We start from the raw sequence: 26315 nt of genomic DNA, 5'->3' as shown, positions 1-26315 counted from the left end.
TCCCTCTCCCCCCGCGTATGACGCGGGCGGAGAGGGCAATTCCGGGTAATCCTAGTCATGTCCCAGCTCGAACAAAATCTGCGTCGCAGCCTCAAGGGCGAGGTCCTGTTCGACCGGGCCTCGCGCGGGCGGTATTCGACCGACGCCTCGATCTACCAGGTCGAGCCGGTGGGCGTCGTCGTGCCGCGCGACGAGGCGGACCTAGCGCTCGCCGTCGACGTGGCGCGCGATGCCAAGGCGGCGATCCTGCCGCGCGGCGCCGGCACCTCGCAGTGCGGCCAGACGGTGGGCGAGGCGCTGGTCATCGACTGTTCGAAGTACCTGCGCGATGTGGTCGGCTTCGACAAGGCCAAGCGGCAGGTCACGGTCCAGCCCGGCATCGTGCTCGACCATCTCAACGCCTGGCTGAAGCCGCACGGGCTCTGGTATCCGGTCGACGTCTCGACCTCGGCGCAATGCACGCTGGGCGGCATGGCCGGCAACAATTCCTGCGGCTCGCGCTCGATCCGCTACGGCAACATGGTCCACAACGTGGCCTCGATCGATGCGCTGCTGGCCAACGGGGAGCGGGCGCGCTTCGGTTCGACGCGACCGGAGGACATGCCCGCCAGCGTGCGCGCCATCGCCGACAAGGTCGCCGAGCTGGCCTTCGCCGAGCGCGCCGAGATCGAGCGCATGTATCCGCACGTGCTGCGTCGGGTGGGCGGCTACAATCTCGACATCTTCTTCCCGCAGTCGGAGCGGCCCTACACGACCGACAATTCGGTCAACCTCGCGCATCTCCTGGTGGGCAGCGAGGGCACGCTCGCGGTGACGGAGCGCCTCACGCTCAATTTGGCGCCGCTGCCGAAGCACAAGACGCTGGGTGTCGTGAACTTCGCGAGCTTCTACAAGGCGATGGACAGCGCCCAGCACATCGTGAAGCTGAAGCCGGCCGCCGTGGAACTGGTCGATCGCACGATGATCGAGCTGGCGCGCGCCAATCCCGCCTTTCGGCCGGTGATCGAGCGGGCGCTGATCGGCCAGCCTGAGGCGATCCTGCTGGTCGAGTTCGCAGGCGAGGAGCGCGCGGACCAGCTGCGCGACCTCGCGCGCCTCGTCGAGCTGATGGCCGATCTCGGCATGCCGGGCAGCGTCGTCGAGATGCCGGAGCCGAAGCCGCAGTCGGAACTGTGGGAGGTCCGCAAGGCCGGCCTCAACATCATGATGTCGATGAAGGGCGACGGTAAGCCGGTCTCCTTCATCGAGGATTGCGCCGTCCCGCTCGAACACCTCGCCGACTACACGCAGCGCCTGACCGACGTGTTCGGCAAGCACGGGACGAGAGGTACCTGGTATGCGCATGCCTCGGTCGGCACCCTGCACGTGCGGCCGATCCTCGACATGCGCCGCGACGGCGCCGAGAAGATGCGCGCGATCGCCGAAGAGGCCTCGGCTCTGGTGCGCGAGTACAAGGGCGCCTTCTCGGGCGAGCACGGTGACGGGCTGGTGCGCTCGGAATGGGTGGCGTGGCAGTTCGGACCGCGGCTCACGCGGGCGTTCGAGACGGTCAAGGATCTGTTCGATCCCGAGAACAGGCTGAACCCGGGCAAGATCGTGCGGCCTTCGCGCATGGACGACCGTTCGCTGTTCCGCTTCAAGCCGGGTTACGAGGCGATCAAGTACGAGCCGGTGCTCGACTGGTCGGCCTGGAACGTCCAGACCGACCCGGTCACCGAGATCTCGACCGCGCCCGGCACCGGCGGCGACCTGGCCGGCGGCTTCGCGAAGGCCGCGGAGATGTGCAACAACAACGGCCATTGCCGGAAGTTCGACGCCGGCACCATGTGCCCGTCCTTCCGCGTGACGCGCGACGAGAAGCATCTGACGCGCGGCCGTGCCAACACGCTGCGCCTGGCGCTCTCCGGCCAGCTTGGATCCGAAGGGTTGCGCTCCGACGCGGTGGCGGCGGCGATGGATCTCTGCGTGAGTTGCAAGGGCTGCAAGCGGGACTGTCCGACCGGCGTCGACATGGCGCGCATGAAGATCGAGGTGAAGTCGGCGCGCCGCATGGCCAAGGGCCTGAGCTGGCGCGACCGGCTGGTTGGCGCCACGCCGTCGATGGCGCCATATGCCCGCCGCATGCCCTGGCTGTTCAACGCGGCCTGGTTCGTGCAGTCCTATCTCGGCTTCGCCAAACAGCGCCGCCTGCCGCAGTGGCGCGGCGACACGTTCCTGTCGACCACCGAGGTCGACGATCGCGACGCCACGGTGGCGATCTTCGCCGACACCTTCTCGAACAATTTCGAGCCTGAGATCCTGCACGCCGCCCGGCGGGTGCTGACCGCGGCGGGCCATCGCGTGGCGGTCGCCTGGCCGACCCTCGGCGCGCCGGCCTTGTGCTGCGGGCGCACCTATCTGGCGACCGGCCAGGTGGAGCGGGCGAGGGGCGAGGCGCTGCGCACGCTGAACGCGCTCCGGCCCTTCGCGCAGAAGGGCGTGCCGATCATCGGCCTCGAACCGTCCTGCCTGTTCACCCTCCGCGACGAATTCCTGGCCCTGGGCCTTGGCGAGGATGCCGAGCTGGTCGCCGGCCACGCCATGCTGTTCGAGGAGTTCCTGGCGCGCGAGAAGAAGGCGGGGCGCCTCGACCTGGCGCTCCAGCCGCTGTCGGAGAAGAGGGCGCTGCTCCACGGCCACTGCCACCAGAAGGCCTTTGGCGCGATGAGCGCGGTGCAGGAAGTGCTCTCGCTCGTGCCCGATCTCGCGGTGACGCCGATCGAGTCGAGCTGCTGCGGCATGGCCGGCAGCTTCGGCTACGAGGCCGAGCACTACGAGACCTCGATCGCCATGGCCGAGCTGTCGCTGCTGCCGGCGGTGCGCAAGGCCGATGCGGACACGCTGGTCGTCGCCGACGGCACCTCGTGCCGGCACCAGATCTCCGACGGGTCCGACCGTCAGGCGATACACGTGGCGCAGGTGCTGGAGCGCGCCCTGGCTGTCTGATCCAATTGCGGGGCGGGCGGCCGTGTGGCACGGTCCGCGGCCTATGAGAAATCCAAGAAATCCCTATTCCAGCGCCGAAATCGACCGTGCCAGCCACGAGCGCGAGAACGATGAACGGATGATCGAGCTGGCCTCCTCGGGGGCCGCCCGCTTCGTGCCGATCGACACCGAGAAGAATCTGGTGAAGACCGGCGGCAATCCTGAAGCCATCTTCCTCCAGGGCATGATGGGCCGTGCGATCGCCAACTCGAGCGACGTCCAGATCTTCCTGGGTTATGTCGAGGGCACTCCGTACTTCGCCGTCGACGTCACCGGCAAGGACGTCCCGCTGAAGGATCTGGGCGAGTTCGTCGACCTGCGCCAGGTGGGCCCGCTGCTGTTCGCGCGCGAGGGCTCGATCCTCGCCTATGCGCGCGGCATGACCTACTGGCACCGCCGCCATCGCTATTGCGGCGTCTGCGGCGCCACCACCAAGGTGACTCGCGGCGGACATGTGCGCATGTGCACCAACGAGAACTGCAAGACCGAGACTTTCCCGCGGACCGATCCCGCGGTGATCATGCTGGTCCATCACGGCGACAAGTGCCTGCTGGGCCGCGGCAAGCATTTCCCGCGCGGCATGCACTCGACCCTGGCGGGCTTCGTCGAGCCCGGCGAGAGCTTCGAGGATGCGGTCGCCCGCGAGGTCTACGAGGAAGTGAAGGTCAAGGTGAAGGACGTGATCTATCGCTCGTCCCAGCCCTGGCCGTTTCCGGCGTCGGTGATGATCGGCTTCCATGCCGAGGCCGAGTCGATGGACTTCAGCGTCAACGAATCCGAGCTCGAAAGCGCCCGCTGGATGAGCCGCGAGGAGTTGCGTACCGAGAATCTTCCGAAGGACGGTTCCTTCTTCATGCCGCGCCGCGATTCGATCGCCCGTCGCCTGATCGAGGAGTGGCTGGGCCACGAGGCCGGACCTTCGATCAACGGCTGACCCTCCGAGGATATTCATGACCGCCCAACTCTTCACCCCCGTCGAGCTCGGCGGCGTAACGCTTCCGAACCGCATCGTCGTTTCGCCGATGTGCCAGTATTCGGCCGTCGATGGCAGCGCCCAGCCCTGGCACCAGGTCCACTACGGCATGCTCGCCATGTCGGGCGCTGGGCTGCTCTGCCTCGAGGCCACCCATGTCGAACGCGAGGGCCGCATCACCCAAGGTTGCCTCGGCCTCTACAGCGACGAGAACGAGACGGCGCTGAAGCCGGTCGTCGACTGGGTCCGCGGTTGGATGCCGGGGGTGAAGCTCGGCGTGCAGCTTGCCCATGCCGGGCGCAAGGCCTCGGCGCAGCGTCCCTGGAAAGGCGGCGGGCCACTGACGCAGGCCGATGCGCCCGATCTGCCGTGGACGACCTATGGTCCCTCCGCGCTGGCCTATGATCCGGAGAAGCACTGGCATACGCCGGTGGCGCTCGATGCCGTCGGCCTGAAGCGCGTGAAGCAGGCCTTCGTCGTCGCCGCCGAGCGCAGCCTGCGGCTGGGGTTCGACGTGGTCGAACTGCACGGCGCCCACGGCTACTGCCTCAACCAGTTCCTGTCGCCGATCAGCAATCACCGCACCGACGAATATGGCGGCACGGCCGAGAAGCGCCGTCGCTTTCCGCTGGAAGTGTTCGAAGCCGTACGGAAAGTGTGGCCGTCGGAGAAGGCGCTGGGCATGCGCCTGTCGGCCGTCGAATGGGTGGAGGGCGGCATCACCCTCGAGGAGTCGATCGAGACCTCGCGCCAGCTCAAGGACCTCGGTTGCGATTTCGTCGACGTCAGCTCGGGCGGCAACGCGCCGGGGCAGAAGCTCTCGGTCGGACCCGCTTACCAAGTGCCGTTCTCGGCCCGCATTCGCAAGGAGGCGGGCATCAAGACCTGGGCCGTCGGCCTCATCACCGAACCGCAGCAGGCCGAGCGCATCATCGCGGCGGGCGAGGCCGACTGCACGGCACATGCGCGCCCGTTCCTGCTCGATCCGCGCTGGGCGTGGAATGCGGCGCGGACGCTGGGCGTGGAAACCCCGCCCTTGCCGTTGCCTGCGGCGCGAGCCACAACCATCCTCCCGTTCAAGCCCAAGTCCGATGTGGCGAGGGCAGCCGAATAGGACTCCCGCATGTCGAGTGTGTTGCTGGCTGAAGACGAGTTCCTGATCCGCGCTGTCCTGGTCGACGCCCTGGGCGACGTCGGCGTCGAATGCATCGAGGCAGCGACCGGTCGCGAGGCCATCGACGTCCTGCAGAGCGACAGGCCGCTCGGCGCCGTCATCGTCGATATCGGCCTGCCCGACATGTCGGGTGAGAAGGTGATCGAGGCTGCCGCGCAGCACCGGCCGGACGTTCCGATCATCCGTTGCTCGGGTGCGTCGGCACCGAGCGCGCTGTCGCCCAACATCAAGATGCACTCGTTTCCCAAACCCTACAGTGCGTCGGAGCTTTCGAACTTCGTGGCCTCCCTCATCCGCAAAGCTCCCTAGACGCACGTGCGGCGGCTCCTGAAACTGCAGACTTGGACGCTTCGCGGCACGACGGCTGCAGACGCGTCGTTCGTCCTTCTGGCCGCCACCATCATCGTGCCGGCCATGCTGTTCATCGGGGCGAGCTGGCTGGCGTATGGGGAGACCCAGCGGCAGTACGAGGAGCGGCTTGGCCGCACACTCGATCTTCTCTATGTCGGCGCCCGCGCCACCTTCGAGACTCAGCAGCTCGTCGTGAGCAACGTGCTCAACGTCATCGACGACTTGAGCAACTCCGAGATTCAGCAGGGCGAGCCCAAGCTGCATGAACGGCTCAAGCACCTCATTCACAAGCTGCCGCAAGTCGAGGACGTATTCATTCTCGACGGCGAAGGCCGCCCGCTGGTCGCCGCCAACGTCTTTCCCATACCGGCCAACGTCACGGCGGCGGACAGGCCCTATTTCATGGCGCACCGTGACGACCGGCAAGAGCGCTACGTCAGCGAGACATTCCGCAGCCGGATCAAGAGCACCGACATCTTCCAGTACAGCGAGCGACGGCAAGCGCCTGACGGTGCCTTCGACGGCGTCGTCCTTGTGGCCATACCGCCGTCCTATTTCAACAAGCTGTTCGAACAGGCGGCGGGGTCGGACAACTATACGACCTCGCTCGTGCGCGCCGATGGCGAGCTGCTGGCCCGATATCCAGCGTTACCCGGTACGACCACACGGCTCGATCACGGATCCAGTTTCATGCAGGCGATCGCGGCGCAACCGGAGGCCGGATCCTACAAGTCCAAGGGCAGCTTCGATGGCGTTGCCCGGACGGTCGTGTACCGCAAGCTGCCAGACCTTCCCATCTATGTGGCGGTCGGTGTCGCCAGCGACTCCGTGCGCGAGGCCTGGATGCATCGAATGGCAGCGCATCTGTTGTTCGGCCTGCCGGCCACCTTCGCGCTGTTCGCTCTGGCGTTGCTCGCCTCGCGCCGGGCCGCGAGCCAGGCCGAGACGCTCGACCGGCTGCGCGAGGAGCAGATCCGACGGGCGTCCGTGGAGGAGAGCCTGCGCCAGTCGCAGAAGATGACCGCGGTCGGCCAGCTCACGGCCGGCATCGCCCACGATTTCAACAATCTGCTCACCGGCATCGGTGGCGCGATCGAGATGATCGGCCGTCGCGTGCCGCAACCGACGCCCGAGGTCGAGCGCTTCCTCGATCTCGCCCGCACCGGCGTATCGCGGGCCGCGACGCTCACCCAGAGGATGCTGGCTTTCGCGCGCCAGCAGCCGCTGCAGATCGAGGCGGTCGATGCGAACCGGCTGGTCACCGGCATGTCGGAGCTGCTGCGGCGAACCCTCGGCGAGACAGTTCAGATCGAGACGGTCTTGAGCGGCGGGCTGTGGCGTGCGACCGCCGATCCGGCCCAGCTCGAAGCGGCGGTGCTCAACCTGGCGATCAACGCGCGCGATGCGATGCCTGGCGGCGGGACGCTGACGATCGAGACGGCCAACGCCCATCTCGACGACGCCTATGCCGCGGCCAATGTCGAGGTCACGCCCGGCCAGTTCGTGATGATCGCCGTCTCAGACACCGGCACGGGCATGGACCAGCAGACGATCGCCCGGGCCTTCGAGCCGTTCTTCACCACGAAGGAGCGCGGCCAGGGCACGGGGCTCGGCCTCAGCATGACTTACGGCTACATCAAGCAGATCGGCGGCCATCTCAAGATCTACAGCGAAATCGGACACGGCTCGACGGTGAAGGTCTATCTGCCGCGCACCCAGGCCGAGTCGGATGCCGGACCAGAACTCGCGACGGCGGTCAGCGTCGCGGCAGGGGCGGGACCGATCGTGCTGGTCGTAGAGGACGATCCGGTCGTGCGCGAGTTCGCCGTGGCGGCCTGCCGGGAATGCGGCTGCACGGTGCACGAAGCCGGCGATGGCGAGCAGGCGCTGCGCCTCCTGGAGAAGCACGGCAACATCGCTCTCCTGTTCACCGATGTCGGCCTTCCTGGCGGGATGAACGGCCGTCAGCTGGCCGAGGCGGCCGTGGCGCGTCGGCCCGACCTCAAGGTTCTCTACATGACGGGCTACACGGCCAATGCGATCGTTCACCATGGTGTCATTGATGCCGGCGTGAACTTCCTGGGCAAGCCTTTCTCCGTTGCGGCGCTCGCGGCGAAGATCAAGGGCATGGGCTTCTAGCGCCGGGCGCGTTACCTTGCGGCCGCAAATGCCGCCCGACGTGACCCCTCCCGGAAAGACTTCCGCCGAGATTGTGCCGGCCGCACCGGAAGCGACGCCTCCGCCGTCTGCCGCCCCGACCCCGACCGCGGCAGCCGAACCGGCACCGCACGCCAGGCCGGTGGAGACGAGCCGGCTGCATCGGCTGCTCACGGTCGGCGGCACGATCTTGGCGCTGTTCATCCTGTACGAGGTCATCACCTATTTCGTTGCCTATACCGACGATGCCTATGTCCGCTCCGACCTGGTGGCCGTGGCGCCGCAGGTGAGCGGGCAGATCATCGAAGTCCACGTCGTCGACAACCAGGACATCAAGATCGGTGACAAGTTGTTCACGATCGATCCGGAGCCGTTCCAGCTCGTGGTCAACCAGTGGAAGGCGCAGATCGATCGTGCTGCGGCCCAACTCAAGGTCGCACGGGAGGAACTGGCATTGGCCCAGGCGGCCCTGCAGGTCTCCACGTCGAGCCACACCTACGCCGTGCAGGAACAGAGCCGGTTCTCCGATCTCGCCAAACGTCAGTTCGCCCCCATCGCGGAACTCGACCGCGCCAACGACGAACTGCGCCGGTCCCAGGCCGAGATGACGATCTCGACGGTGGCCATCGCAAAGGCGGAAACAGACATCGGCGCCCATCAGGCGGCGCTGGAACTCGCCAAGGCGCAACTGGCGTCGGCGCAATGGAACCTCGACCGCACCGTCGTGCACGCGCCGAACAACGGGGCGATCACCAACCTCACGCTCCGCAAGGGCGACATGGCCACGATCGGCGTACCGAACGTCGGCATCGTCGATTCGGATGCCTGGCGCATCATGGCCAACTACAAGCAGTACTACATTCGCGACTTCAAGGTCGGCGACACGGCCTGGGTCTGGCTCGACAGCGCGCCGTGGCATTTCCACAAGGCCCGGATCACCGGCATCGCACGTGGCTTCAGCCGCAACCCCGGCATCGACAAGCTCCTGCCCTACGTGGCGCCGACCACGGACTGGATTCGCCTGCAGCGCCGTATCCCGGTGACGATCGTGCTGGAGGACCTGCCGCCCGGTTACAAGCTCTACATGGGCGCCGATGCGCGCACCGTGATCTTCCCGTGAGAGGTGGTCCGGCAATCGGGCGCTACGGCCGGGCCGTCGTCGAGGATTTCCGTGAAGGCGCTCGGCTTCTGGACCGGACGCTCACCGGGTTCTGGCGCGAACTGGCAGACATCGGCCGCCGGCCGGCGCAGTCGCGCATGGGCACCGTCGCGGCCGTCTCGGTGATTCTCACGACCACGGTGGCCCTGGCGATGCAGCTCGATGCGCCGTGGTGGGCGGCGATCAGCGGCTACATGTCCCTGATGTCGACCGGTGCGGCCTCGGTGCGACGCGGCTTGCTGAGGCTGAGCGGCACGATCGCCGGAGCCGTGCTCGGTTTCATAATGGCCCGCTGGCTGCCTTACGATCAGGTGGCGCTGTGCCTGTTCCTGGGCTGCGCGACCATGGCCGGAGTCATCGCCGTGCAGGTGAGCCCTCATGGGCTCGCCTGGCTCTTCATGTCGATCACCTCCAGCCTCGTGCTGCTGATGAGCCTCAATGACCCCACCCAGGCGTTCGAGATCGCCTGTTACCGCACGCTCGACGTGGCGGTCGGGGTGTCGTGCGCGATGGTGACGGCCAAGCTGCTGCAGGACTGGCACGCCGAGCCGCCGGCCACGGCGCCGGGCTGGCGGCACCTGCTGGGCGCGCAATGGCCGTCCGTACTGCACGGGTTTCGCGCTGCGATCTCCGTGGTGACGGTGATGATCGTCTGGGTAATGGCCGACCTGCCGGACGTGGGCGAGATGGCGGTCACGATCGCCGTCGTGATGGCCGCGCCGCTGATCGCCGACGGCGGCACCACGACGCGCCATCTGGTCGCCGAGAAGTCGTTTCACCGCTTCATGGGATGCCTGCTGGGCGGCCTCGTCGCGTTGGCCTGCCTCGCACTGCAGGTCGAATCGTTCTTCTGGTGGCTCGCCATGATCGGTGGCGTCGTCTGGGTGGGAATGCACATCCAGATGGGTCGGCACGGTATTCCCTATGTCGGCACCCAGTTCGCCTTCGTCTTCGTGGTCACGATGGTGCAGGGCCTGGCGCCGCCCGACAGCATCATGCCGGGGGTCGACCGTTTTGCCGGGATCACCGGCGGCCTCGGCATTCTGATGGTCGTGTCGCTGCTGCTTTGGCCGTCCGACCAGGAACTCGCGAAGGAATTGCGCACCTGACGTGCGGCGCGGCCATGCCATCGTCCGGTGCGACCCATGCGCTGCAGGCGACCGCTTAGTCCGCGCCTGCACTTGCTGGGCAGCGCCAGAAGGTTAAGTTGCCGCCAATGAGTGCAAGCGCGCCCCCGCCAACCGACCGGATCCTGCGGGCCATTCTCTCGATCATCTTCTCGGTCCTGTGCTTCTCCGTCCTGAACGCCATGTCCAAGACGCTGAGCCAGACCTATCCGGTCATTGAGGTGATCTGGGGCCGCTACGTCTTCGCCTTCGTCTTCATGGTCGCGATCTTCCTGCCGCGCGCCGGTATGGCGCTGTTCCGCTGGCACAACGTGCCGAGCCAGATCGTGCGCGGCCTGCTGCTGTTCTTCTCGTCGTTCCTGTATTTCCACGGCATCGTCGACATGCCGCTGGCTTCGGCTGCCTCGATCTCGCTCACCAGCCCGCTGATCGTCACCGCGCTGTCGTCGAGTTTTCTGGGAGAGCCGGTCGGCCCGAAGCGCTGGGCGGCCGTCATGGTCGGCTTCGTCGGCGCTCTCATCGTGGTGCGACCGGGCTCCGCGCACTTCGAATGGCATTCGCTGTGGATCGTCGGCAGCACGATCTCGAGCTCGCTCTACCAGCTCTTCTCGAGGCGCTACGGGCAGGCCGAGCGCCCGGATGCGTCGGCCACCATGGCCACGATCGTCGGCACCGCCGTGGCCCTGCCAATGCTGCCGTTCGAATGGGTGACGCCGACCTTCGGCTGGCACTGGGTGCTGTTCGTCGGCATGGGCATCATGGCCGGCGTCGGCCACTATTTCCTGACCATCGCCTACAGCCAGGCGCCGGCCGCCGTCGTGGCACCCTTCAACTACGTGCAGCTGTTGGGAGCCGCGTTGCTGGGCTATCTCGTGTTCGGCGACTTCCCCGACTTCTGGACCTGGGTCGGTGCCGGCGTGATCATCTGCTCGGGACTCTATCTCGGGCACATCGAGCGCCAGCGACACCAGGCATTGGTCAAGAAATAGCGCGCCTGATCAGGAATTGAGCTGAGGCCACGCCGCCATACGGCGAACGCACGCCGCGTTGTTGCTTTTTCGCGGTGGCACAGCCCTTGCTTGAAAACAAGCAGCGCAGAATCGCGCTAGCGCGATTCTTCTCGGTTGGCGTGCCGGCACCTTTGAGCACGGTCGCACCGAGTCGCGACCGACAAGGAGTTGTCAGTCGCAGACTCGCCCAAGCCAGCAGTCCCTATCCAATAATTCTCCGCTGCCCGAGGAGGCTCTCCATGTGTGAACGCATCGGCTGTACGCATTTCCCGACTTTTTCCAAGATGAACTTCACCGGCGTCGTCCCGCCGTCGCGTCGCGGCTTCCTGAAGGGCGCAGCCGCCCTTAGTACCATCACCATGGCGGCCGGTCCGGGCATGTTCATGGGCGGCCCGGCCCATGCTGCGGCTGCAATCAAATCGACCCACGGCAGCGGCTTCTGCAACCTGAACCTTTTCCTCGCCCATTCACGGCAGTACGCCAAGGCGGCGGGCACCGAGCTGATCTTCATCAACACGCCGACCTCGGCCGAGATGGTGACGTTCCTCGGCATGGGCCAGGTCGATATCGGCCTGATGCCCTACACCAGCTTCATGGCGCTCCATGACAAGGGCGCACCGGTGAAGATCGTGGCCGGCGGCGGTGTCGAAGGCTGCGCCATCGTGGCAAGGCCCGGCCTCGACACGCCGGAAAAGCTCAAGGGCAAGACGCTCGGCACCTTCCAGATGGATACGCTGGAGGTCATGTCCTACGACTACCTGAAGAAGCACAAGATCGCCTTCAAGGACGTGAAGGTCCGCTACATGGGCAACACGCCCGAGGCGGTCGAGGCCTTCAAGGCCGGCGCCATCGACTGGATCTGCACGATCGAACCCTACGCCTCCGCGCTCGTGGCCGACGTCAAGGGTGCGGTCATGCTGACCGACGGCGTCGATCTCTACGGCAAGGGCTACACCGATTGCGTGCTCGCGGCGCGGTCGAGCCTGATCAAGGACAACCCCGAAGGGCTGAAGGCGATCATCAAGAGCATGATGCAGGCCCAGTACGACGCCGAGACCCAGACTGAAGCGGTGCTGAAGGAGCTGGTCGGCAAGTACTACAAGACATCGATGGACAACGCGAAGATCGCCCAGGGAAAGCAGCCAGCGGTGGTCGACGCGCGCAGCCAGACCGACTTCATCCTGCAGCGCACCGACACCGTCATGGAGATGGGCTACATCAAGAAGAAGCCCGGCCGGGACGCGATCGACTGGACGATGCTCGAGGCGGTGATCAAGGAGAATCCCGACCTCTACGGCAAGCTCAAGTACAAGTCCGCCTGATGGCTGTCGTCGCACGCGACAGCGAACCGGGCGCCGCCGCCGGAGCATCCCGCCCGGCGGCGGCATCGCGGCTAATGGCCTCGATGGCGGGGCTCGACTGGCTGGCCAAGATCTGGTGGACCTGCCTCTCGATCAGCCTGTTCGCCGGTCTGTGGGAATTGTGCTGGGCGCTGGGTTGGGCAGACGAGAAGCTGCTGCCGCCGCCGCACATCTTCCTCTCCAACATCGCCGAGCAGGGCAGGTACTTCAACACCGCCACGCGCTGGCAGGTCGGCCAATCGATGACCGAGGGGCCGTCGGCCTTCGAATCGGTGCTGATCACCGGGGCCGCCACCACGGCGCGGGTATTCGTGGGGCTGATCTTGGCCTCGGTGCTGGCGATCGGGGTCGGCGTGCTGGTCCGCTACTACCGCTTCTTCGACCGCCTGGTGCTGCCCACCATCACGCTGCTGTCGCCGGTGTCGCCGATCGCCTGGCTGCCGGTCGCGATCTTCCTGTTCGGGATCGGCAATGCGCCCGCCATCTTCATGGTGGTGGTGGCGCTGTTCTTCCACATGGTGCTGGCGACCATCAACCAGATCGACACCGTCAACACCAACCTGATCAACGTGGCGCGCACCATGGGCGCGTCCAAGGCGCAGATCTATGCGCGTGTCATCGTTCCCGCCATTCTGCCCGGGATGCTCCAGGTGCTGCGCATGAACCTGTTCGGCGCCTGGATGGTGGTGCTGGTCGCCGAGTCGACAGGCGTCGGCTACGGCATGGGCCAGGTCATCATGCTGGCGCGCAATACCTTCAACCCGTCGCTGGTGTTCTTCACCATTGCCGTGATCGGCGTGCTGGGCTTCACCTTCGACTGGCTGCTGCGTCTGGCGCAGCGTCGTATCCTCTACTGGTTGCCCGATACCGCGGAGAGATTGCGTGTCCTCTGAAGGCGCCCCTCACTTTTCCTCGCGAGACGCCGTCGTGTGCCGCGGCGTCGGCAAGACCTGGGCGGCGGGCACGAAGCGCGCCCACAATGCCTTGACGGACATCGACCTCGATGTCGCACCGGGCGAGTTCGTGGTCTTTCTCGGCCCCTCGGGCTGCGGCAAGAGCACGTTGCTCTACCTGATCGCAGGCCTCGAGGATGCGACCGAGGGCCAGCTCTGGTCGTTCGGCGACCTGGTGGAGACGCCCTCGCCGCAACGCAGCCTGATCTTCCAGGAGACCTCGCTCTTTCCGTGGCTGACGGTGTGGGAGAATGTGAGCTTCGGCCTGTCGATCCGCGGTGCGAGCAAGGAGGAACGCCGCACCGTTGCAGCGGAAGCCCTTCAGCGGGTCGGCCTGAAAGCCGCGATGGACAAGCGGCCGGACGAGTTGTCGGGCGGCATGCGCCAGCGGGTCGCCGTGGCCCGCGCGCTCGCCATGCGGCCGAAGGTCCTGCTGATGGACGAGCCCTTCGCGGCCCTGGACGTTCAGACGCGCGCGCGCATGCAGGATTTCCTGCTCGACGTGTGGCGCGATTCGGGCGCCTCGGTGCTGTTCGTCACCCACCATATCGACGAGGCGGTGGCGCTGGCCGACCGGGTCGTTGTCTTCACGTCGCGGCCGGGCCGCATCAAGACGATCGTCCCGATCGACATGCCGCGGCCGCGCAATCTCTTCTCCCGCGAGGCGGAGACTCTCCGCATCCAGCTCACCGACCTGCTGCGCGACGAAGTCGACCGTGCCTTCGCCGAGCAGGAAGCGCTCACCGCCACCGCCTGATTCAAAAGCCCAGACAAAGGAGAAGCCGACATGGCCACCAGCCTGATCCGTAGCCGCGCCGCCATAACGGGCACCAAGGACCGTTTTACCTGGAACGAGATCAAGGACGGTGCCGTCCTGCAGGAAGACGGCGTCATCGTCGAGGTCGGCACCTATGACGACCTGCACGCCAAGCATCCGACCGTGCCGGTGATCGGCACGGGCAAGGAAATCCTGCTCCCGGGCTTCGTCAACGGTCATCATCATGTCGGGTTGACGCCGGTGCAGCTTGGCTCGCCCGACATGCCGCTGGAGCTGTGGTTCATCACCCGCATGGTGATCCGCAACGTCGACCTCTATCTCGACACGCTCTACTCGGCCTTCGAGATGATCGGCTCGGGCATCACCACGGTGCAGCATATCCAGGGCTGGATGCCCGGCACCCTGCCCGATGTCGAGAAGCGCGCGACCGAGACCATCAAGGCCTATGAAGATGTCGGCATGCGCGTGAGCTACTGCTACGCGGTGCGCGACCAGAACCGGCTCGTTTACCAGGCCGACGAGGAGTTCGTGCGCAGCCTGCCGCCGGAGCTGCGGGGGCCGATGCAGCGCTGGTTCGACCGCTTCAAGATGAGCCTCGACGATGCGATGGACATGTTCAAATCGTTCCATTCGCAGCACCACAACAAGCGCCGTGTGAAGATTCAGCTGGCGCCGGCCAACCTGCACTGGTGCTCGGACCCGGCGCTCACCAAGCTCAGCGACGCGTCGGCCAAGTACAACGTCCCGATGCACATGCACCTGCTCGAGACCGCCTACCAGAAGGAATATGCCTGGCGGCGGGGCAACTGCACGGCGCTGGAGTATATCGACCGCTTCGGCATGGTGAACGAACGGCTGACGCTCGGCCACGGCGTGTGGCTGAACGAGAAGGACATCGACCGCCTGGCCGAGGCCAAGGGCTGTGTCTGCCACAATTGCTCGTCCAACTTCCGCCTGCGCTCCGGCGTCGCTGCGCTCAATCACTTCGAGAAGAAGGGCATCAACACCGCGATCGGTCTCGACGAGGCCGGCATCAACGACGACCGCGACATGCTGCAGGAGCTCAAGCTGGTGCTGCGGGCCCACCGCGTACCCGGCATGGTCGAGGCCGACGTGCCGACCATGGCGCAGGTGCTGCGCATGGCCACCGTCGGCGGCGCGAAGACGACGCCGTTTGGCGACAGCATCGGCACTTTGGAGGTCGGCAAGGCGGCCGACATGGTGCTGATCGACTGGGACAGTGTGGCCTATCCCTATCTCGATGAGATGACGCCGACGCTCGACGCCGTGGTGCAGCGCGCCAAGCAGCAGGCCGTCACCATGACGATGTGCGACGGCGAGGTGATCTACAAGGACGGGCTGTTCACCAAGGTCGACAAGACCGCCGCCCTGAAGGCGCTGCACGACGATCTCAGCAAGGCCCTGGCTGACGACGAGGTCGAGCGCCGCAAGCTCTCGGTCGCGCTGCTGCCGCACGCCCGCAAGTTCTACGAGAACTACATGGACCCCTCGAAGCACCAGCCGTTCTACAGCCCGAGCTCAAGGGTGTAAGGCTCTGTCATTTGTCTCGATGACGCTGATCAAATCTGGATCGACGGGATATGAATGCTCCCGTCCCGATCAGAATGCCTAGAATCAAAAACGGAGACGAAACGACCAAGGCGACGTGCATTCCCCCTGAAGCATTCCCCAGCAGCGCTAAGAATAGGGAGATAGCGAGGGCGACGATGATGCCAGCCACTATGAGCAGGCCACCGACGACGCCCGATAGGACGCGGCGACCTGTCAAATCCTCCTTCGCTGAAGGAGGCGTAGAGAGTGGTGTCCGCGAGTGTGGAGCGGGCATCTAACCGATCGCTTTGACCATCCTAGAAAGTAGTCAGTCTAGCTATATAGAACCCGTCGATGCCACCCCGTTCGGCCCACATGAAGGGCAGGGTGCGGACGTCGCCGCGTGGGGTGATGGCGTCCTCGAGGCCCGGAAGTTCGGCCGGCGTGACACGCACGCGCTTCAGCTGCGGATTCCGCACGAGCTGGGCGTTGATGCGCTCGATTCCTTCGTCCTCCTGCAGCGAGCAGACCGCATAGACCAGCGTTCCGCCGGGCTTCAGCATGTCGAGGGCGCGCACCAGCAGCCGGTCCTGCGTGACCGTCAGCCGCGCGATGTCCTCCTCGACCTTCAGCCAGGCGATGTCGGGGTGGCGGCGCAGGGTGCCGGTGCCGGAGCAGGGGGCGTCGAGCAGGATGGCGTCGAACTTTTCCTCGGGCGTCCACTTGCTCGCATCGGCCGTCACGAGATTGGCCGACAGGCCGGCACGCGCGAGATTCTCGCCGAGGCGCGTCATGCGGCGGGCGGAGATGTCGACCGCCGTCACCTGGGCGCCCGCGGCGCAGAGCTGCATCGTCTTGCCGCCCGGCGCGGCGCAGAGATCGGCGACCCGCTTGTCGGTGACGTCGCCCAGCAGCCTCACGGGCAGGGCGGCGGCGGCGTCCTGCACCCACCAGATGCCTTCGGCAAAGCCCGGCAGCTCGGCGATATGGCCACCGCCCTTCCGCCGCAGCGTGCCGGTCGGAAGCTTCTCGGCCTCGAGCTGGCCGGCCCAGAAATCGGCATCCCGGCGGACGGTGAGGTCGAGCGGCGCCTCCTGCAGGTGCGCCGACGCGATGGCGCGCGTCGTGTCCTCGCCATAGGCGTGGATCCAGCTCTCCCACAGCCAGCGCGGCGTATTGAGGCGGGCGGGGTCGCGATCCACCAGCAGGGCGTCGCCGTCGCGCGAAATCCGGCGAAGCACGGCGTTGATCAGGCCCTTCAGGTGATGCAGGCCGGCATCCTCGACCAGGCGCACCGAGGTGTCGACGGCGGCGTGCGGCGGCGTGCCCAGGAACATCAGCTGGGCGGCGCCCAGCCGCAGCACCTGGCGGCCGACCGCGTTCGCACCGTCCAGGGGCTTGGTGATCAGGCCCGACAGCACGCCCTCGATCTCGCCCAGGTGGCGCACGGTCGTGGCCAGCAGCAGCCGCACGAAGGCGCGGTCGCGCGGGTCGAGGGCGGTGAAGCCGCGATGGCCGGCCAGCGCGTCGTCGAGCGGCTGGCCCTTGTCGAGACAGGCCATCAGCACATCGACTGCGGCACGGCGGGAAGCGAGAGGGGTGGCATCCATCGTGCGGCGCTATAGCTGCCGCAGACGCCGTTGTCATCGTCGCCCTGTCTGGGCAGTGTGCCGCCCGAAAGGATTTCCTGCATGAAGAGCGTGCGTTCCTACCTGGGTGACTGGTGGCGGCTGGTCGTTCCCTATTTCCGCTCGGAGGAGCGCTGGATCGCCATCGTCCTGCTGGTGGGCGCGATCGGGCTCACCCTGGCGAGCGTGACGGTCAACGTCGCCTTCAGCGAATGGAACCGGCGCTTCTATGACAGCCTGCAGAACAAGGACGAGGCGGCGTTCTGGACCGAGATGGTGAATTTCGGCTGGATCGCGGCGCTTGCCATCGCCTTCGGCGTGGCGCGCGGGTTGGTCAGCCCCTATCTGCGCCTCCGGTGGCGGCGGTGGCTGACGGGTCACTATCTCTCCCACTGGCTCGACGGGCGCGGCTACTACCGGATCGAGCTGGAGCGCAAGGTCGACAACGCCGACCAGCGCATTTCCGAGGACCTGCGGCTGCTGGGCTTCTACACGATGACCCTGCTGCTCGGCCTGATCAGCGCGGTGGCGACCCTGGTGTCCTTCCTGTTCATCCTGTGGCAGCTCTCGGGGCCGATGTCGCTCGCCTTCATCGGCCTCGACGTGGTGATCCCCGGCTACATGGTGTGGGCCGCGCTGATTTATGCCTTCCTCGGCACCTGGCTGGCCAACCTGGTCGGCCGCCGGCTGATCCCGCTCAACTTCCTGCAGCAGCGCTACGAGGCCAACTTCCGCTTCGGCCTGATGCGGGTACGCGAGAATGCGGAGGGCATCGCGCTCTATCGCGGCGAGCCGCGCGAGAACGCCGTGCTCGAGGAAAAGTTCACGGACGTCTTCAACAATGCCTGGCGCGTGCTGGTGACCGAGATGCAGCTCGTCTTCTACCAGATCGGCTACGGACAGCTCGCGATCATCTTCCCCTACATCGTGACCGCGCCGCGCTTCTTCGCCGGGGCGATCACGCTGGGCGTCGTCATGCAGACCGCGCAGGCCTTCGGGCAGGTGCAGTCGGCATTGTCGTTCTTCATCGACAACTACACCAACGTGGCCGAGCTGCGCGCCGTGATGGATCGCCTGAAGGGACTGCAGATCGCCATCGAGGACAAGCCGCCCGAGAATATCACGGTCGGCGCCGAGGCCGGGCGCACCGACGTCGGGACGAGCGGGCTCGATCTCGCTTTGCCCACCGGCCAGACCCTGCTCAAGGACCTGGACCTCACCCTGCCGAAGGGCGCCTGGACGCTGATCTCCGGTTCGAGCGGCTCGGGCAAGAGCACGCTGTTCCGCGCGCTGGCCGGTATCTGGCCGTTCGGGCACGGGCGGGTACTGATCCCGGCCGGGGCGCGCGTGCTGTTCCTGCCGCAGAAACCCTACATCCCGATCGCCACCTTGCGCGACGCCGTGAAGTACCCGGACGAATACTCCACGGCGAACGATGCCGAGGTCGTCCAGGCGCTGGAGGCGGCCCGGCTCGGCCACCTCGCGGGGCGCCTCGACGAGGAGGCGCACTGGAGCAACATCCTGTCCGGCGGCGAGCAGCAGCGGCTGGCCATCGCGCGGGCGCTGGTCTTCAAGCCCGACTGGCTGTTCCTCGACGAGGCCACGGCCTCGCTCGACGAGGCCAACGAGGCGGCGGTCTATAGCGTGCTGAAGGAGCGACTGCCGCAGGCGACGGTCGTCTCGATCGGTCACCGGCCGTCGCTGCGCCAGTGGCACGAGACTCGTCTCGACCTGAAGCGGGCGCCGGGCGAGACCGGGACTCTAAACGTCGTAACCTGACGAGCGCTCGATCGTGAGGCCGGGCACGCCTTCGAGGGCGCGGACGGCCTCCTCGATCGCGCGCGACTCCCAGACGTCGCGCGCCCACCAGCCGGCGATGTCGATGGAGGAGAAGCCTCCGCCGCGTGCCGGTTCGACACTGGCGACCCTGACCAGGGAGGTTTCCCGTCCGCCCAGCACGATCGTGCAGGCGGAGGTCGAGAGGTGCCAGCGCCGGCCGGCCGCGTCGCTCCACAATGCGAAGCCCCTGTCACCCAGATCGCCCGCGATCGGCCGCGGCGTATCGAGCAGCTCCGGCGCGCTCAGGCAGCGGTTGGCGATACGAAGCGGGTCATGGGCGTCGCTTGCCCGCACGTCGTACCCGACGCTGAACCGCTCGATCCTGCCGGGCGACTGGGCTGCGCGCGCGACCTCGTCGTTGGCGGCATGCCACTGGTCCCTCCACGGCGCGGCGGCCGCTTCGAGATCGCCCCAGCTCAAGTAGAGCGAGGCGGCGCTGTCGCCGAACCGGGTGGCTCGCGGCGCGCCGTAGAGCGAGAGGGCGATGGGGATGCCCTCGGCCGTCTTCCAGTTGGCGTAGAGGACTACATGATCAGGCGAGCTTGCATGGGGTGAAAGCTCGTCGCGCTGGATCGTCTGCGGGGCTCCGAGGCGCATGACCAGCGGGGCGAACAGGTCCCTGGCGGGACTGGCGGGGGCGGCCAACTCGTAGGTCACGCTCAGGACCGGCCGATCGGGCCGCGGCGAGGAGGGTTCCGCCGAGCAGGTGGCGAAGCCATAGGCCTCGGCGCAGGACAGGGTCCGGCTTGCATAGCCCGTTCCCTCGAAGTCCCGGACCACGGCATCGAAGCGCGTGCCCCACGGGAAGAAACCGGCCTCGCCAAGGCGGAAGCCTGTCGCGGTGTCGTCCATGGAAGAGAGCCTACGCCATTCCTGTGCGTGCCAGTAGAGAAAGAGAACTTGCCTTCTGTGAAAGTCCGGTTCATCACAAGACCATGACCCGATCATCCGAGCGCATCGCCGAGACCACCCGCGACATCGGCCGCCGCCTGCGGGCCGCGCGGACCGGGGCGAGCCTTACCCTGTCGCACGTGGCCGGCCGGGCGGGGGTTTCCGAGGGCTTCCTGTCGAAGCTTGAGCGTGGCCAGGCAGCGGCCTCGATCGCCAACCTCATCCAGCTCGCCGACGCGCTGGGGCTTGGGTTGCACGAACTCTTCCCCAGCGAAGCGGCGCCCGCCAAGACGATGGTCGCCGTGCACCGGGGCGGCGAGGGCGGGCTGCAGGAGGTGGCGGCGACGGGTTACCGCTGGCGCCATCTCGGCGGCGGCGCACCGCTCGATCGGATGGAGGTCTTCCATCTGGTCTTCCCGCGCGCCAAAGGCATGGAGGCGACCGTCTCCCATCCCGGCCAGGAGCATTGCTACGTGCTGTCGGGCGAGGTGCTGTTCCATGTCGGCGACGCGACGTACCGGCTGAAGGCGGGTGACGGCATCCTGATCGATTCGCAGCAGCCGCATCGCGCCGAGAATGCCGGACGTGGCCAGGCGCAGGTGCTGATGTCGGTGGCAAAGCCCGCCGATGCGGCCGAGGTGCCGGACTGGTGGCGGCTCTCGTCGCCGAAACTCAAGGAAGAAAAGCCGAAGGAGGAGAGCCAGCCATGAGCAAGCATGTTCCCGACACGGCGGCGGCCAACGCAGCCCTGGCCACCACGCGCGAGGCGTCGCGCCGCGATCACAAGCCCTACCAGGTGCGCCATCTCGACGAGATCGAGTGGGAGACGATCCGCTGGCCCGGCGAGACCGGCAAGATGCTGTTCCATCCACGACCCGAAGATCCGACGCAGCCGAATGCCGGGATCCTGCGGCTGGAACCGGGTGCTCATCACCCCGAGCACTATCACGGCTTTGCGCAGGTCTGGCTGATCCTGAAGGGCGACTTCTTCATCGATGGGCGCACCTGCCCGCCGGGCACCATGCTCTATCATCCCGACCCGCATTTCGAGGGCGAGTTCAGGACCGAGACCGGCGGCGAGATCCTGATCGTGCAGTATCCCGGCCCGACCACCGGCGAACGGCCGATCTATGCCGGCCGCTTCAACATGGAAAAGCGCAAGACGGTCGCCGAGGAACGCGTCGACCTTTAAGGGACAGTGCGCGGTGCAGGCTTCCAGAAGCGAAGGAGCAGCCAACCGCCGAGGCCGAAGCCCAGCACGCCACCCAGCGGCAGGCCGACAGCGACACCGCCCATCGCGGCCGAGCCCTCGAACGAGCCGCCGATTGCGATGAAGAGAAGGCCGAGCCCCATGGCCATCACGCCGGCGCCGATACAGGCGCCGGCGAGGGCCGCCATCAGGGCGGCCAGCCAGCGAATCAGCGCAGGCTCGCGTTGATCTTGTCGAGCGCCGAGGTGCCCGGGCAGAGGTCCGGGGCGTTCAGCGTGTTGAGCGGCGCGTCGACCGTGTTGAGGTTGGCGTGCAGGTCGCTCGGCGTCGGATCGACGTAGAGCAGGCCGGTCACCACCTCGCCGGCATGCATGCCTTCCTGGATGCGCTTCATCGCCGAGACCTTGTCGGACGGATCGTAGTCCTCGCCCAGCTTGCGCAGGCGCAGGATAGAGCCGTCATGCTGCTGCACGATCTTCGTGGTCCCGGGATCGTAGGAGGTGGTGATCTCCTCGCGGGTCTCGATGAAGTCGATGCGGTTCAGCGCCTCGTTGTGCTCGCGCACATAGTCGTAGCTCTTGGTCGAGCCGGCATGGTTGTTGAAGGCGACGCACGGGCTGATGACGTCGAGGAAGGCTGCGCCCTTGTGGTCCATCGCCGCCTTGATCAGCGGCACGAGCTGGTGCTTGTCGCCCGAGAAGGAGCGGCCGACGAAGGTGGCGCCCATCAGGATGGCGAGCGACACCATGTCGATCGAGGAGTCGGAGTTGGCGACGCCCTTCTTGCTGATCGAACCCTTGTCGGCGGTGGCGGAGAACTGGCCCTTGGTCAGGCCGTACACGCCGTTGTTCATGACGATGTAGGTCATGTTGACGCCGCGCCGCATCACGTGGGCGAACTGGCCGAGCCCGATCGAGGCGGAATCGCCGTCGCCCGACACGCCCATGTAGATCAGGTCCCGGTTGGCGAGGTTGGCGCCGGTCATCACCGAGGGCATGCGGCCGTGTACGGTGTTGAAGCCGTGGCTCGCGCCCACGAAGTAGGTCGGCGCCTTGGACGAACAGCCGATGCCCGAGAGCTTGGCGACCTGGTGCGGCAGGATGTCGAGCTCGTAGCAGGCCTGGATGATCGCGGCGCTGATCGAGTCGTGGCCGCAGCCGGCGCAGAGCGTCGAGACGGCGCCCTCGTAGTCGCGGCGGGTGAAGCCCGCCTTGTTCTTGACCAGCGAGGGGTGATGGAGACGGGGCTTGGCGATGTAGGTCATGACGCGGCCTTGTCGAACGAGACAACCTTGAACTGACCGAGCTTGGTGGCGATGTCGGTCGCGATGAAGCGCGCGGTGATCGGCGTGCCGTCATAGTGCAGGACGGGCACGATCTTGCGCGCGTCGAGCGTGTATTCGCTGAGCAGCATGGTGCGCAGCTGCGCGTCGCGGTTCTGCTCGACGATGAAGACGCGGTCGTGCTCGTGGATGAAATCCTCGACACTTTGCGCAAAGGGGAAGGAGCGCACGCGCAGCGCGTTGACGTGATGGCCCTCGGCCTCGAGATGGTCGAGCGCCTCGTCCATCGCCGGGCTAGTCGAGCCGAAGTAGATCACGCCGAAGCGGGTCGGCTTGGGCGAGGAATAGCGCAGCGGCTGCGGCGCGATCTTCTTCGCGGTCTCCCACTTCTTCTGCAGCCGCTCCATGTTGCGCACATAGACCGGGCCTTCCTCGGAGTAGCGCGCGAACTCGTCCTTGGTGGTGCCGCGCGTGAAGTAGGAGCCCTTGGTCGGGTGCGTGCCCGGATAGGTGCGGAACGGGATGCCGTCGCCGTCGACGTCGAGATAGCGGCCGAAGGTCTTGCCGGCCTCCAGGTCCTCGGCGGTCATCACCTTGCCGCGGTCGAGGACGCGGTTCTCGTCCCAGGCGAACGGCTTGCACAGGCGGTGGTTCATGCCGATGTCGAGATCGGTCATGACGAACACCGGGGTCTGCAGCCGGTCGGCGAGGTCGAGCGCGTCGGCGGTGAACTCGAAGCACTCGCGCGGGTCCTCGGGGAACAGCAGCACGTGTTTGGTGTCGCCGTTGGAGGCGTAGGCGCAGCCCAGCAGGTCCGACTGCTGCGTGCGCGTCGGCATGCCGGTCGAGGGCCCGCCGCGCTGCACGTTCACCAGCACCGCCGGGACCTCGGCGAAGTAGGCGAGGCCGATGAACTCGGTCATCAGCGAGATGCCGGGGCCGGACGTGGCGGTGAAGGAGCGCGCGCCGTTCCAGGCGGCGCCGATCACCATGCCGATCGAGGCGAGCTCGTCCTCGGCCTGCACGATGGCGTACTTGGCCTTGCCGGTTTCCTTGTCGTGCCGGAACTTCTTGCAATGGCTCTGGAACGCCTCGGCGAGCGACGAGGAGGGCGTGATCGGATACCAGGCGCAGACCGTGGCGCCGCCATAGACGGCGCCGAGCGCGGCCGCGCTGTTGCCCTCGACGAAGATGCGGTCGCCGACATTGTCGGCATGGCGCACCTTGAGTTTCACCAGGTCGGGGTCGACATGCTGCTTCACCCAGTCCCGGCCGAGATTCATCGCCTTCACGTTGGAGTCGATGAGCTTTTCCTTGCCCTTGAACTGCTCGCCGAACAGCCGCTGGATCTCCTTCTCGTCGATGTCGAGCAGCACCGAGAGCGCGCCGACATAGATGATGTTCTTGAAGAGCTGGCGCTGGCGGGCGTCGGAGTAGGTGGCGTTGGTGATCGCCGTCAGCGGCACGCCGATCACGTTGATGTCCTCACGGAACATCGACGAGGGCATGGGCTTGGTCGAATCGTAGAACAGGTAGCCGCCGGGCGTGATCTCCTTCACGTCCTCGGCCCAGGTCTGCGGGTTCATCGCGACCATCATGTCGACGCCGCCGCGCCGCCCGAGATAACCCTTCTCGGTGACGCGCACCTCATACCAGGTCGGCAGGCCCTGGATGTTCGAGGGGAAGATGTTGCGCGGGCTGACGGGCACGCCCATGCGCAGGATCGACCGGGCGAAGAGTTCGTTGGCCGAGGCCGATCCGGATCCGTTGACGTTCGCGAACTTGACGACGAAATCGTTAACGGCGGCTATTGCTTGCGGCATGCGTGCTCCGCGTGTGTCATTTCGATGTAATACTTGCGCATGTCCCATGCGCCGGTGGGGCAGCGTTCGGCGCACAGCCCGCAGTGCAGGCAGACATCCTCGTCCTTGACCATGACCCGCTGGGTCTTGAGGCCGTCGCCGACATAGAGGTCCTGCGTCGGGTTCATCGCCGGCGCCATCAGGCGCGTGCGAAGTTCTTTCTCCTCACCGTTCTCGGTGAAGGTGATGCAGTCCATCGGGCAGATGTCGACGCAGGCATCGCATTCGATGCAGAGCTGGCCGGTGAATACCGTCTGGACGTCGCAGTTGAGGCAACGCTGCGCCTCCTTGAAGGCGAGCTGCGGATCGAAGCCCAGCTCGACCTCGGCCATGATGTCCTTCAGCGCCTCATGCTTGGGGCGATGCGGGACCTTGAGGCGATGGTCGATGGTGGGGGCGTTGTCGTAGCTCCACTCGTGGATGCCCATCTTCTGACTGGCGACGTTGACGCCGGGCGCCGGCCGCTCCTCGGGGTTCTCGCCGATCAGCATCTTGTGGATGGAGGTCGCCGCCTCGTGGCCGTGCGCAGCCGCCCAGATGATGTTCTTCGGGCCGAACGCCGCGTCGCCGCCGAAGAACACCTTCGGATGCGTGCTGGCGAAGGTCTTCTCGTTGAGCTGGGGCAGGCCCCACTTGTCGAACTCGACGCCGGCATCCATCTCGATCCACGGGAAGGCGTTCTCCTGGCCGATCGCGACCAGGACGTCGTCGCACTCGTGGAACTCGTCGGGCTCGCCCGACGGCACCAGCGAGCGGCGGCCCTTGTCGTCGTACTTGGCGACCACCTTCTCGAACAGCACGCCCTTGATCTTGCCGCCCTCGTGACGGACTTCCTTGGGGACGAGCATGTTGAGGATGGGAATGTCCTCGCCGATCGCGTCTTCCTTCTCCCAGGGCGACGCCTTCATCTCGTCGAAGCCGGAGCGGACGATGACCTTCACGTCCTCGCCGCCGAGGCGGCGCGCGGTACGGCAGCAGTCCATCGCCGTGTTGCCGCCGCCCAGCACGATCACGCGCTTGCCGACCTTGTCGATGTGGCCGAACGAGACCGACGACAGCCAGTCGAGGCCGATATGGATGTTGGCTGCGGCTTCCTTGCGGCCCGGCACGTCGAGGTCGCGGCCGCGCGGCGCGCCTGAGCCGACGAACACCGCGTCATAGCCTTCGGCCAGCACGGCCTTCAGCGAGTCCACCCTCTGGTGGCGGAATTCGACGTTGCCGATGCCGGTGATGTAGCCGACTTCCTCGTCGATCACCGACTCAGGGAGACGGAAGTGCGGGATCTGCGTGCGGATGAAGCCGCCCAGCTTGGGATCCTGATCGTAGATGACGATCTCGTAGCCCAGCACCGCGAGGTCGCGGGCCACGGTGAGCGAGGAGGGGCCGCCGCCGATGCAGGCCACGCGCCTGCCGTTCTTCTCCGGCGCCTTGGGCATCTTGGAATTGATGTCGTCGTCGTCCTTGTAGTCGGCGGCGACGCGCTTCAGGCGGCAGATCGCGACCGGCTCCTTCTTGCCCTTCACCAGTGTCTCGTCCTCGACGCGGCTGCGCCGGCAGGCCGGCTCGCAGGGACGGTCGCAGGTCCGACCCAGGATTCCCGGGAAGACGTTGGACTTCCAGTTGATCATGTACGCATCAGAATAGCGTCCGTGCGCGATCAGCCTGATGTACTCGGGAACGGGGGTATGGGCAGGACAGGCCCATTGGCAATCGACGACTTTATGAAAGTAGTCGGGATTGGCGATGTCAGTCGGCTTCAACATAAACTCCAGGCGGCGGCGGGAGCGGCGACTCAAAATTGGTAAACGACGGTTTAGATTACCCTAAACGGGGGGCGCATTGGGGGATTATTACCGTCCAGCGTCAAGCATTCTTCTTTGCTAACCATTTGCAATCGTGTGCGAAATTTCCTCACAGCAGAAAGGGGTTTTGGTGGGCCGGCTGGTGCCCTCGCTCAAGCCGTGGCCGCTATGGTGATGTCATCG

Annotated in this window: 21 protein-coding genes; 15 read left to right on the top strand and 6 right to left on the bottom strand. The window is 66.3% G+C overall.

The window, feature by feature from the left end; genetic code table 11:
* Positions 1-57 precede the first annotated feature (57 nt).
* The 12 genes from Q7V45_RS07495 to Q7V45_RS07440 all read left to right on the top strand — a co-directional run bounded on the left by Q7V45_RS07495 (position 58) and on the right by Q7V45_RS07440 (position 15618).
* Positions 58-2985, top strand: coding sequence for an FAD-binding and (Fe-S)-binding domain-containing protein (locus Q7V45_RS07495; RefSeq protein WP_304849442.1), 2928 nt, complete (start codon positions 58-60; stop codon positions 2983-2985).
* A gap of 43 nt (positions 2986-3028) precedes the next feature.
* Entirely contained in the window at positions 3029-3958 is a 930-nt protein-coding gene (gene nudC, locus Q7V45_RS07490; RefSeq protein ID WP_304849439.1) for an NAD(+) diphosphatase, read from the top strand.
* 16 nt (positions 3959-3974) lie between these two features.
* Entirely contained in the window at positions 3975-5111 is a 1137-nt protein-coding gene (locus tag Q7V45_RS07485) for an NADH:flavin oxidoreductase/NADH oxidase (RefSeq protein ID WP_304849435.1), read from the top strand.
* Between the two features lie 9 nt (positions 5112-5120).
* On the top strand, positions 5121-5480 hold the full coding sequence (locus tag Q7V45_RS07480; RefSeq protein ID WP_304849432.1) for a response regulator: 360 nt from the start codon (positions 5121-5123) through the stop codon (positions 5478-5480).
* Positions 5481-5486: 6 nt separating this feature from the next.
* Complete coding sequence (locus Q7V45_RS07475) at positions 5487-7661, top strand: hybrid sensor histidine kinase/response regulator (protein WP_304849429.1); 2175 nt, start codon at positions 5487-5489, stop codon at positions 7659-7661.
* 28 nt (positions 7662-7689) lie between these two features.
* Complete coding sequence (locus Q7V45_RS07470) at positions 7690-8799, top strand: HlyD family secretion protein (RefSeq protein ID WP_304849426.1); 1110 nt, start codon at positions 7690-7692, stop codon at positions 8797-8799.
* A complete protein-coding gene (locus Q7V45_RS07465; protein ID WP_304849423.1) occupies positions 8796-9947 on the top strand; it encodes an FUSC family protein in 1152 nt (383 codons plus the stop codon). The genes Q7V45_RS07470 and Q7V45_RS07465 overlap by 4 nt, the downstream gene beginning before the upstream one ends.
* 107 nt (positions 9948-10054) lie before the next feature.
* Positions 10055-10954 carry a DMT family transporter gene (locus Q7V45_RS07460; protein ID WP_304849420.1) on the top strand — a complete coding sequence of 300 codons (900 nt, stop codon included), beginning with the start codon at positions 10055-10057 and terminating at the stop codon, positions 10952-10954.
* Between the two features lie 260 nt (positions 10955-11214).
* Positions 11215-12297, top strand: a complete 1083-nt coding sequence (locus Q7V45_RS07455; RefSeq protein WP_304849417.1) for an ABC transporter substrate-binding protein — start codon at positions 11215-11217, stop codon at positions 12295-12297.
* Positions 12297-13229: an ABC transporter permease gene (locus tag Q7V45_RS07450; protein ID WP_304849414.1), complete on the top strand. Its 933-nt coding sequence runs from the start codon at positions 12297-12299 to the stop codon at positions 13227-13229. Before Q7V45_RS07455 ends, Q7V45_RS07450 begins: the two co-directional genes overlap by 1 nt.
* The gene (locus Q7V45_RS07445) at positions 13219-14046 is read left to right on the top strand and encodes an ABC transporter ATP-binding protein (RefSeq protein ID WP_304849411.1); all 828 of its coding nucleotides are present in this window, start codon (positions 13219-13221) and stop codon (positions 14044-14046) included. The genes Q7V45_RS07450 and Q7V45_RS07445 overlap by 11 nt, the downstream gene beginning before the upstream one ends.
* A gap of 30 nt (positions 14047-14076) precedes the next feature.
* Positions 14077-15618, top strand: a complete 1542-nt coding sequence (locus tag Q7V45_RS07440; protein WP_304849408.1) for an amidohydrolase family protein — start codon at positions 14077-14079, stop codon at positions 15616-15618.
* A 317-nt stretch (positions 15619-15935) separates the two neighbouring features.
* Here Q7V45_RS07440 and Q7V45_RS07435 read toward each other — a convergent pair whose 3' ends face one another.
* On the bottom strand, positions 15936-17228 hold the full coding sequence (locus Q7V45_RS07435) for an RsmB/NOP family class I SAM-dependent RNA methyltransferase (protein ID WP_304849405.1): 1293 nt from the start codon (positions 17226-17228) through the stop codon (positions 15936-15938).
* An 81-nt stretch (positions 17229-17309) separates the two neighbouring features.
* Here Q7V45_RS07435 and Q7V45_RS07430 point away from each other — a divergent pair, with 81 nt between their 5' ends.
* Positions 17310-19025, top strand: coding sequence for an ABC transporter ATP-binding protein/permease (locus Q7V45_RS07430; protein WP_304849402.1), 1716 nt, complete (start codon positions 17310-17312; stop codon positions 19023-19025).
* Here the strand turns inward: Q7V45_RS07430 and Q7V45_RS07425 are convergent.
* A complete protein-coding gene (locus Q7V45_RS07425; RefSeq protein WP_304849398.1) occupies positions 19008-19937 on the bottom strand; it encodes a hypothetical protein in 930 nt (309 codons plus the stop codon). The two genes, Q7V45_RS07430 and Q7V45_RS07425, sit on opposite strands and share 18 nt — an antisense overlap.
* An 83-nt stretch (positions 19938-20020) precedes the next feature.
* Here Q7V45_RS07425 and Q7V45_RS07420 point away from each other — a divergent pair, with 83 nt between their 5' ends.
* Positions 20021-20686, top strand: coding sequence for a helix-turn-helix domain-containing protein (locus Q7V45_RS07420; RefSeq protein ID WP_304849395.1), 666 nt, complete (start codon positions 20021-20023; stop codon positions 20684-20686).
* The gene (locus Q7V45_RS07415) at positions 20683-21168 is read left to right on the top strand and encodes a cupin domain-containing protein (protein WP_304849392.1); all 486 of its coding nucleotides are present in this window, start codon (positions 20683-20685) and stop codon (positions 21166-21168) included. The genes Q7V45_RS07420 and Q7V45_RS07415 overlap by 4 nt, the downstream gene beginning before the upstream one ends.
* On the opposite strand, the gene Q7V45_RS07410 is transcribed toward Q7V45_RS07415, so the two are convergent.
* Genes Q7V45_RS07410 through Q7V45_RS07395 form a run of 4 tightly spaced genes read right to left on the bottom strand, consistent with a single transcriptional unit; the run spans position 21165 to position 26090 of the window.
* Complete coding sequence (locus Q7V45_RS07410; protein ID WP_304849389.1) at positions 21165-21374, bottom strand: hypothetical protein; 210 nt, start codon at positions 21372-21374, stop codon at positions 21165-21167. The two genes, Q7V45_RS07415 and Q7V45_RS07410, sit on opposite strands and share 4 nt — an antisense overlap.
* Positions 21375-21394: 20 nt before the next feature.
* Positions 21395-22450 carry a 2-oxoacid:ferredoxin oxidoreductase subunit beta gene (locus tag Q7V45_RS07405; protein WP_304849385.1) on the bottom strand — a complete coding sequence of 352 codons (1056 nt, stop codon included), beginning with the start codon at positions 22448-22450 and terminating at the stop codon, positions 21395-21397.
* Entirely contained in the window at positions 22447-24291 is a 1845-nt protein-coding gene (locus Q7V45_RS07400) for a 2-oxoacid:acceptor oxidoreductase subunit alpha (protein WP_304849382.1), read from the bottom strand. The genes Q7V45_RS07405 and Q7V45_RS07400 overlap by 4 nt, the downstream gene beginning before the upstream one ends.
* Positions 24276-26090 (bottom strand): FAD-dependent oxidoreductase, encoded by a 1815-nt coding sequence (locus tag Q7V45_RS07395; RefSeq protein ID WP_370692564.1) that lies wholly within the window; start codon positions 26088-26090, stop codon positions 24276-24278. The genes Q7V45_RS07400 and Q7V45_RS07395 overlap by 16 nt, the downstream gene beginning before the upstream one ends.
* Between the last annotated feature and the right edge of the window lie 225 nt (positions 26091-26315).

The sequence above is a fragment of the Reyranella sp. genome (assembly GCF_030651995.1).
Taxonomy (GTDB): Bacteria; Pseudomonadota; Alphaproteobacteria; order Reyranellales; family Reyranellaceae; genus Reyranella.
This window is presented reverse-complemented; position numbering and strand designations above follow the sequence as displayed.

Excerpts from the sequence above, each read along its gene's own strand:
- Q7V45_RS07460 (WP_304849420.1), top strand. The coding sequence starts at position 10,055 with ATGAGTGCAAGCGCGCCCCCGCCAACCGACCGGATCCTGCGGGCCATT.
- Q7V45_RS07485 (WP_304849435.1), top strand. The coding sequence starts at position 3,975 with ATGACCGCCCAACTCTTCACCCCCGTCGAGCTCGGCGGCGTAACGCTT.
- Q7V45_RS07440 (WP_304849408.1), top strand. The coding sequence starts at position 14,077 with ATGGCCACCAGCCTGATCCGTAGCCGCGCCGCCATAACGGGCACCAAG.
- Q7V45_RS07435 (WP_304849405.1), bottom strand. The coding sequence starts at position 17,228 with ATGGATGCCACCCCTCTCGCTTCCCGCCGTGCCGCAGTCGATGTGCTG.
- Q7V45_RS07470 (WP_304849426.1), top strand. The coding sequence starts at position 7,690 with ATGCCGCCCGACGTGACCCCTCCCGGAAAGACTTCCGCCGAGATTGTG.
- Q7V45_RS07410 (WP_304849389.1), bottom strand. The coding sequence starts at position 21,374 with ATGGCGGCCCTCGCCGGCGCCTGTATCGGCGCCGGCGTGATGGCCATG.
- Q7V45_RS07405 (WP_304849385.1), bottom strand. The coding sequence starts at position 22,450 with ATGACCTACATCGCCAAGCCCCGTCTCCATCACCCCTCGCTGGTCAAG.
- Q7V45_RS07425 (WP_304849398.1), bottom strand. The coding sequence starts at position 19,937 with ATGGACGACACCGCGACAGGCTTCCGCCTTGGCGAGGCCGGTTTCTTC.
- Q7V45_RS07450 (WP_304849414.1), top strand. The coding sequence starts at position 12,297 with ATGGCTGTCGTCGCACGCGACAGCGAACCGGGCGCCGCCGCCGGAGCA.
- nudC (WP_304849439.1), top strand. The coding sequence starts at position 3,029 with ATGAGAAATCCAAGAAATCCCTATTCCAGCGCCGAAATCGACCGTGCC.
- Q7V45_RS07480 (WP_304849432.1), top strand. The coding sequence starts at position 5,121 with ATGTCGAGTGTGTTGCTGGCTGAAGACGAGTTCCTGATCCGCGCTGTC.
- Q7V45_RS07415 (WP_304849392.1), top strand. The coding sequence starts at position 20,683 with ATGAGCAAGCATGTTCCCGACACGGCGGCGGCCAACGCAGCCCTGGCC.
- Q7V45_RS07400 (WP_304849382.1), bottom strand. The coding sequence starts at position 24,291 with ATGCCGCAAGCAATAGCCGCCGTTAACGATTTCGTCGTCAAGTTCGCG.
- Q7V45_RS07455 (WP_304849417.1), top strand. The coding sequence starts at position 11,215 with ATGTGTGAACGCATCGGCTGTACGCATTTCCCGACTTTTTCCAAGATG.
- Q7V45_RS07495 (WP_304849442.1), top strand. The coding sequence starts at position 58 with ATGTCCCAGCTCGAACAAAATCTGCGTCGCAGCCTCAAGGGCGAGGTC.
- Q7V45_RS07430 (WP_304849402.1), top strand. The coding sequence starts at position 17,310 with ATGAAGAGCGTGCGTTCCTACCTGGGTGACTGGTGGCGGCTGGTCGTT.
- Q7V45_RS07420 (WP_304849395.1), top strand. The coding sequence starts at position 20,021 with ATGACCCGATCATCCGAGCGCATCGCCGAGACCACCCGCGACATCGGC.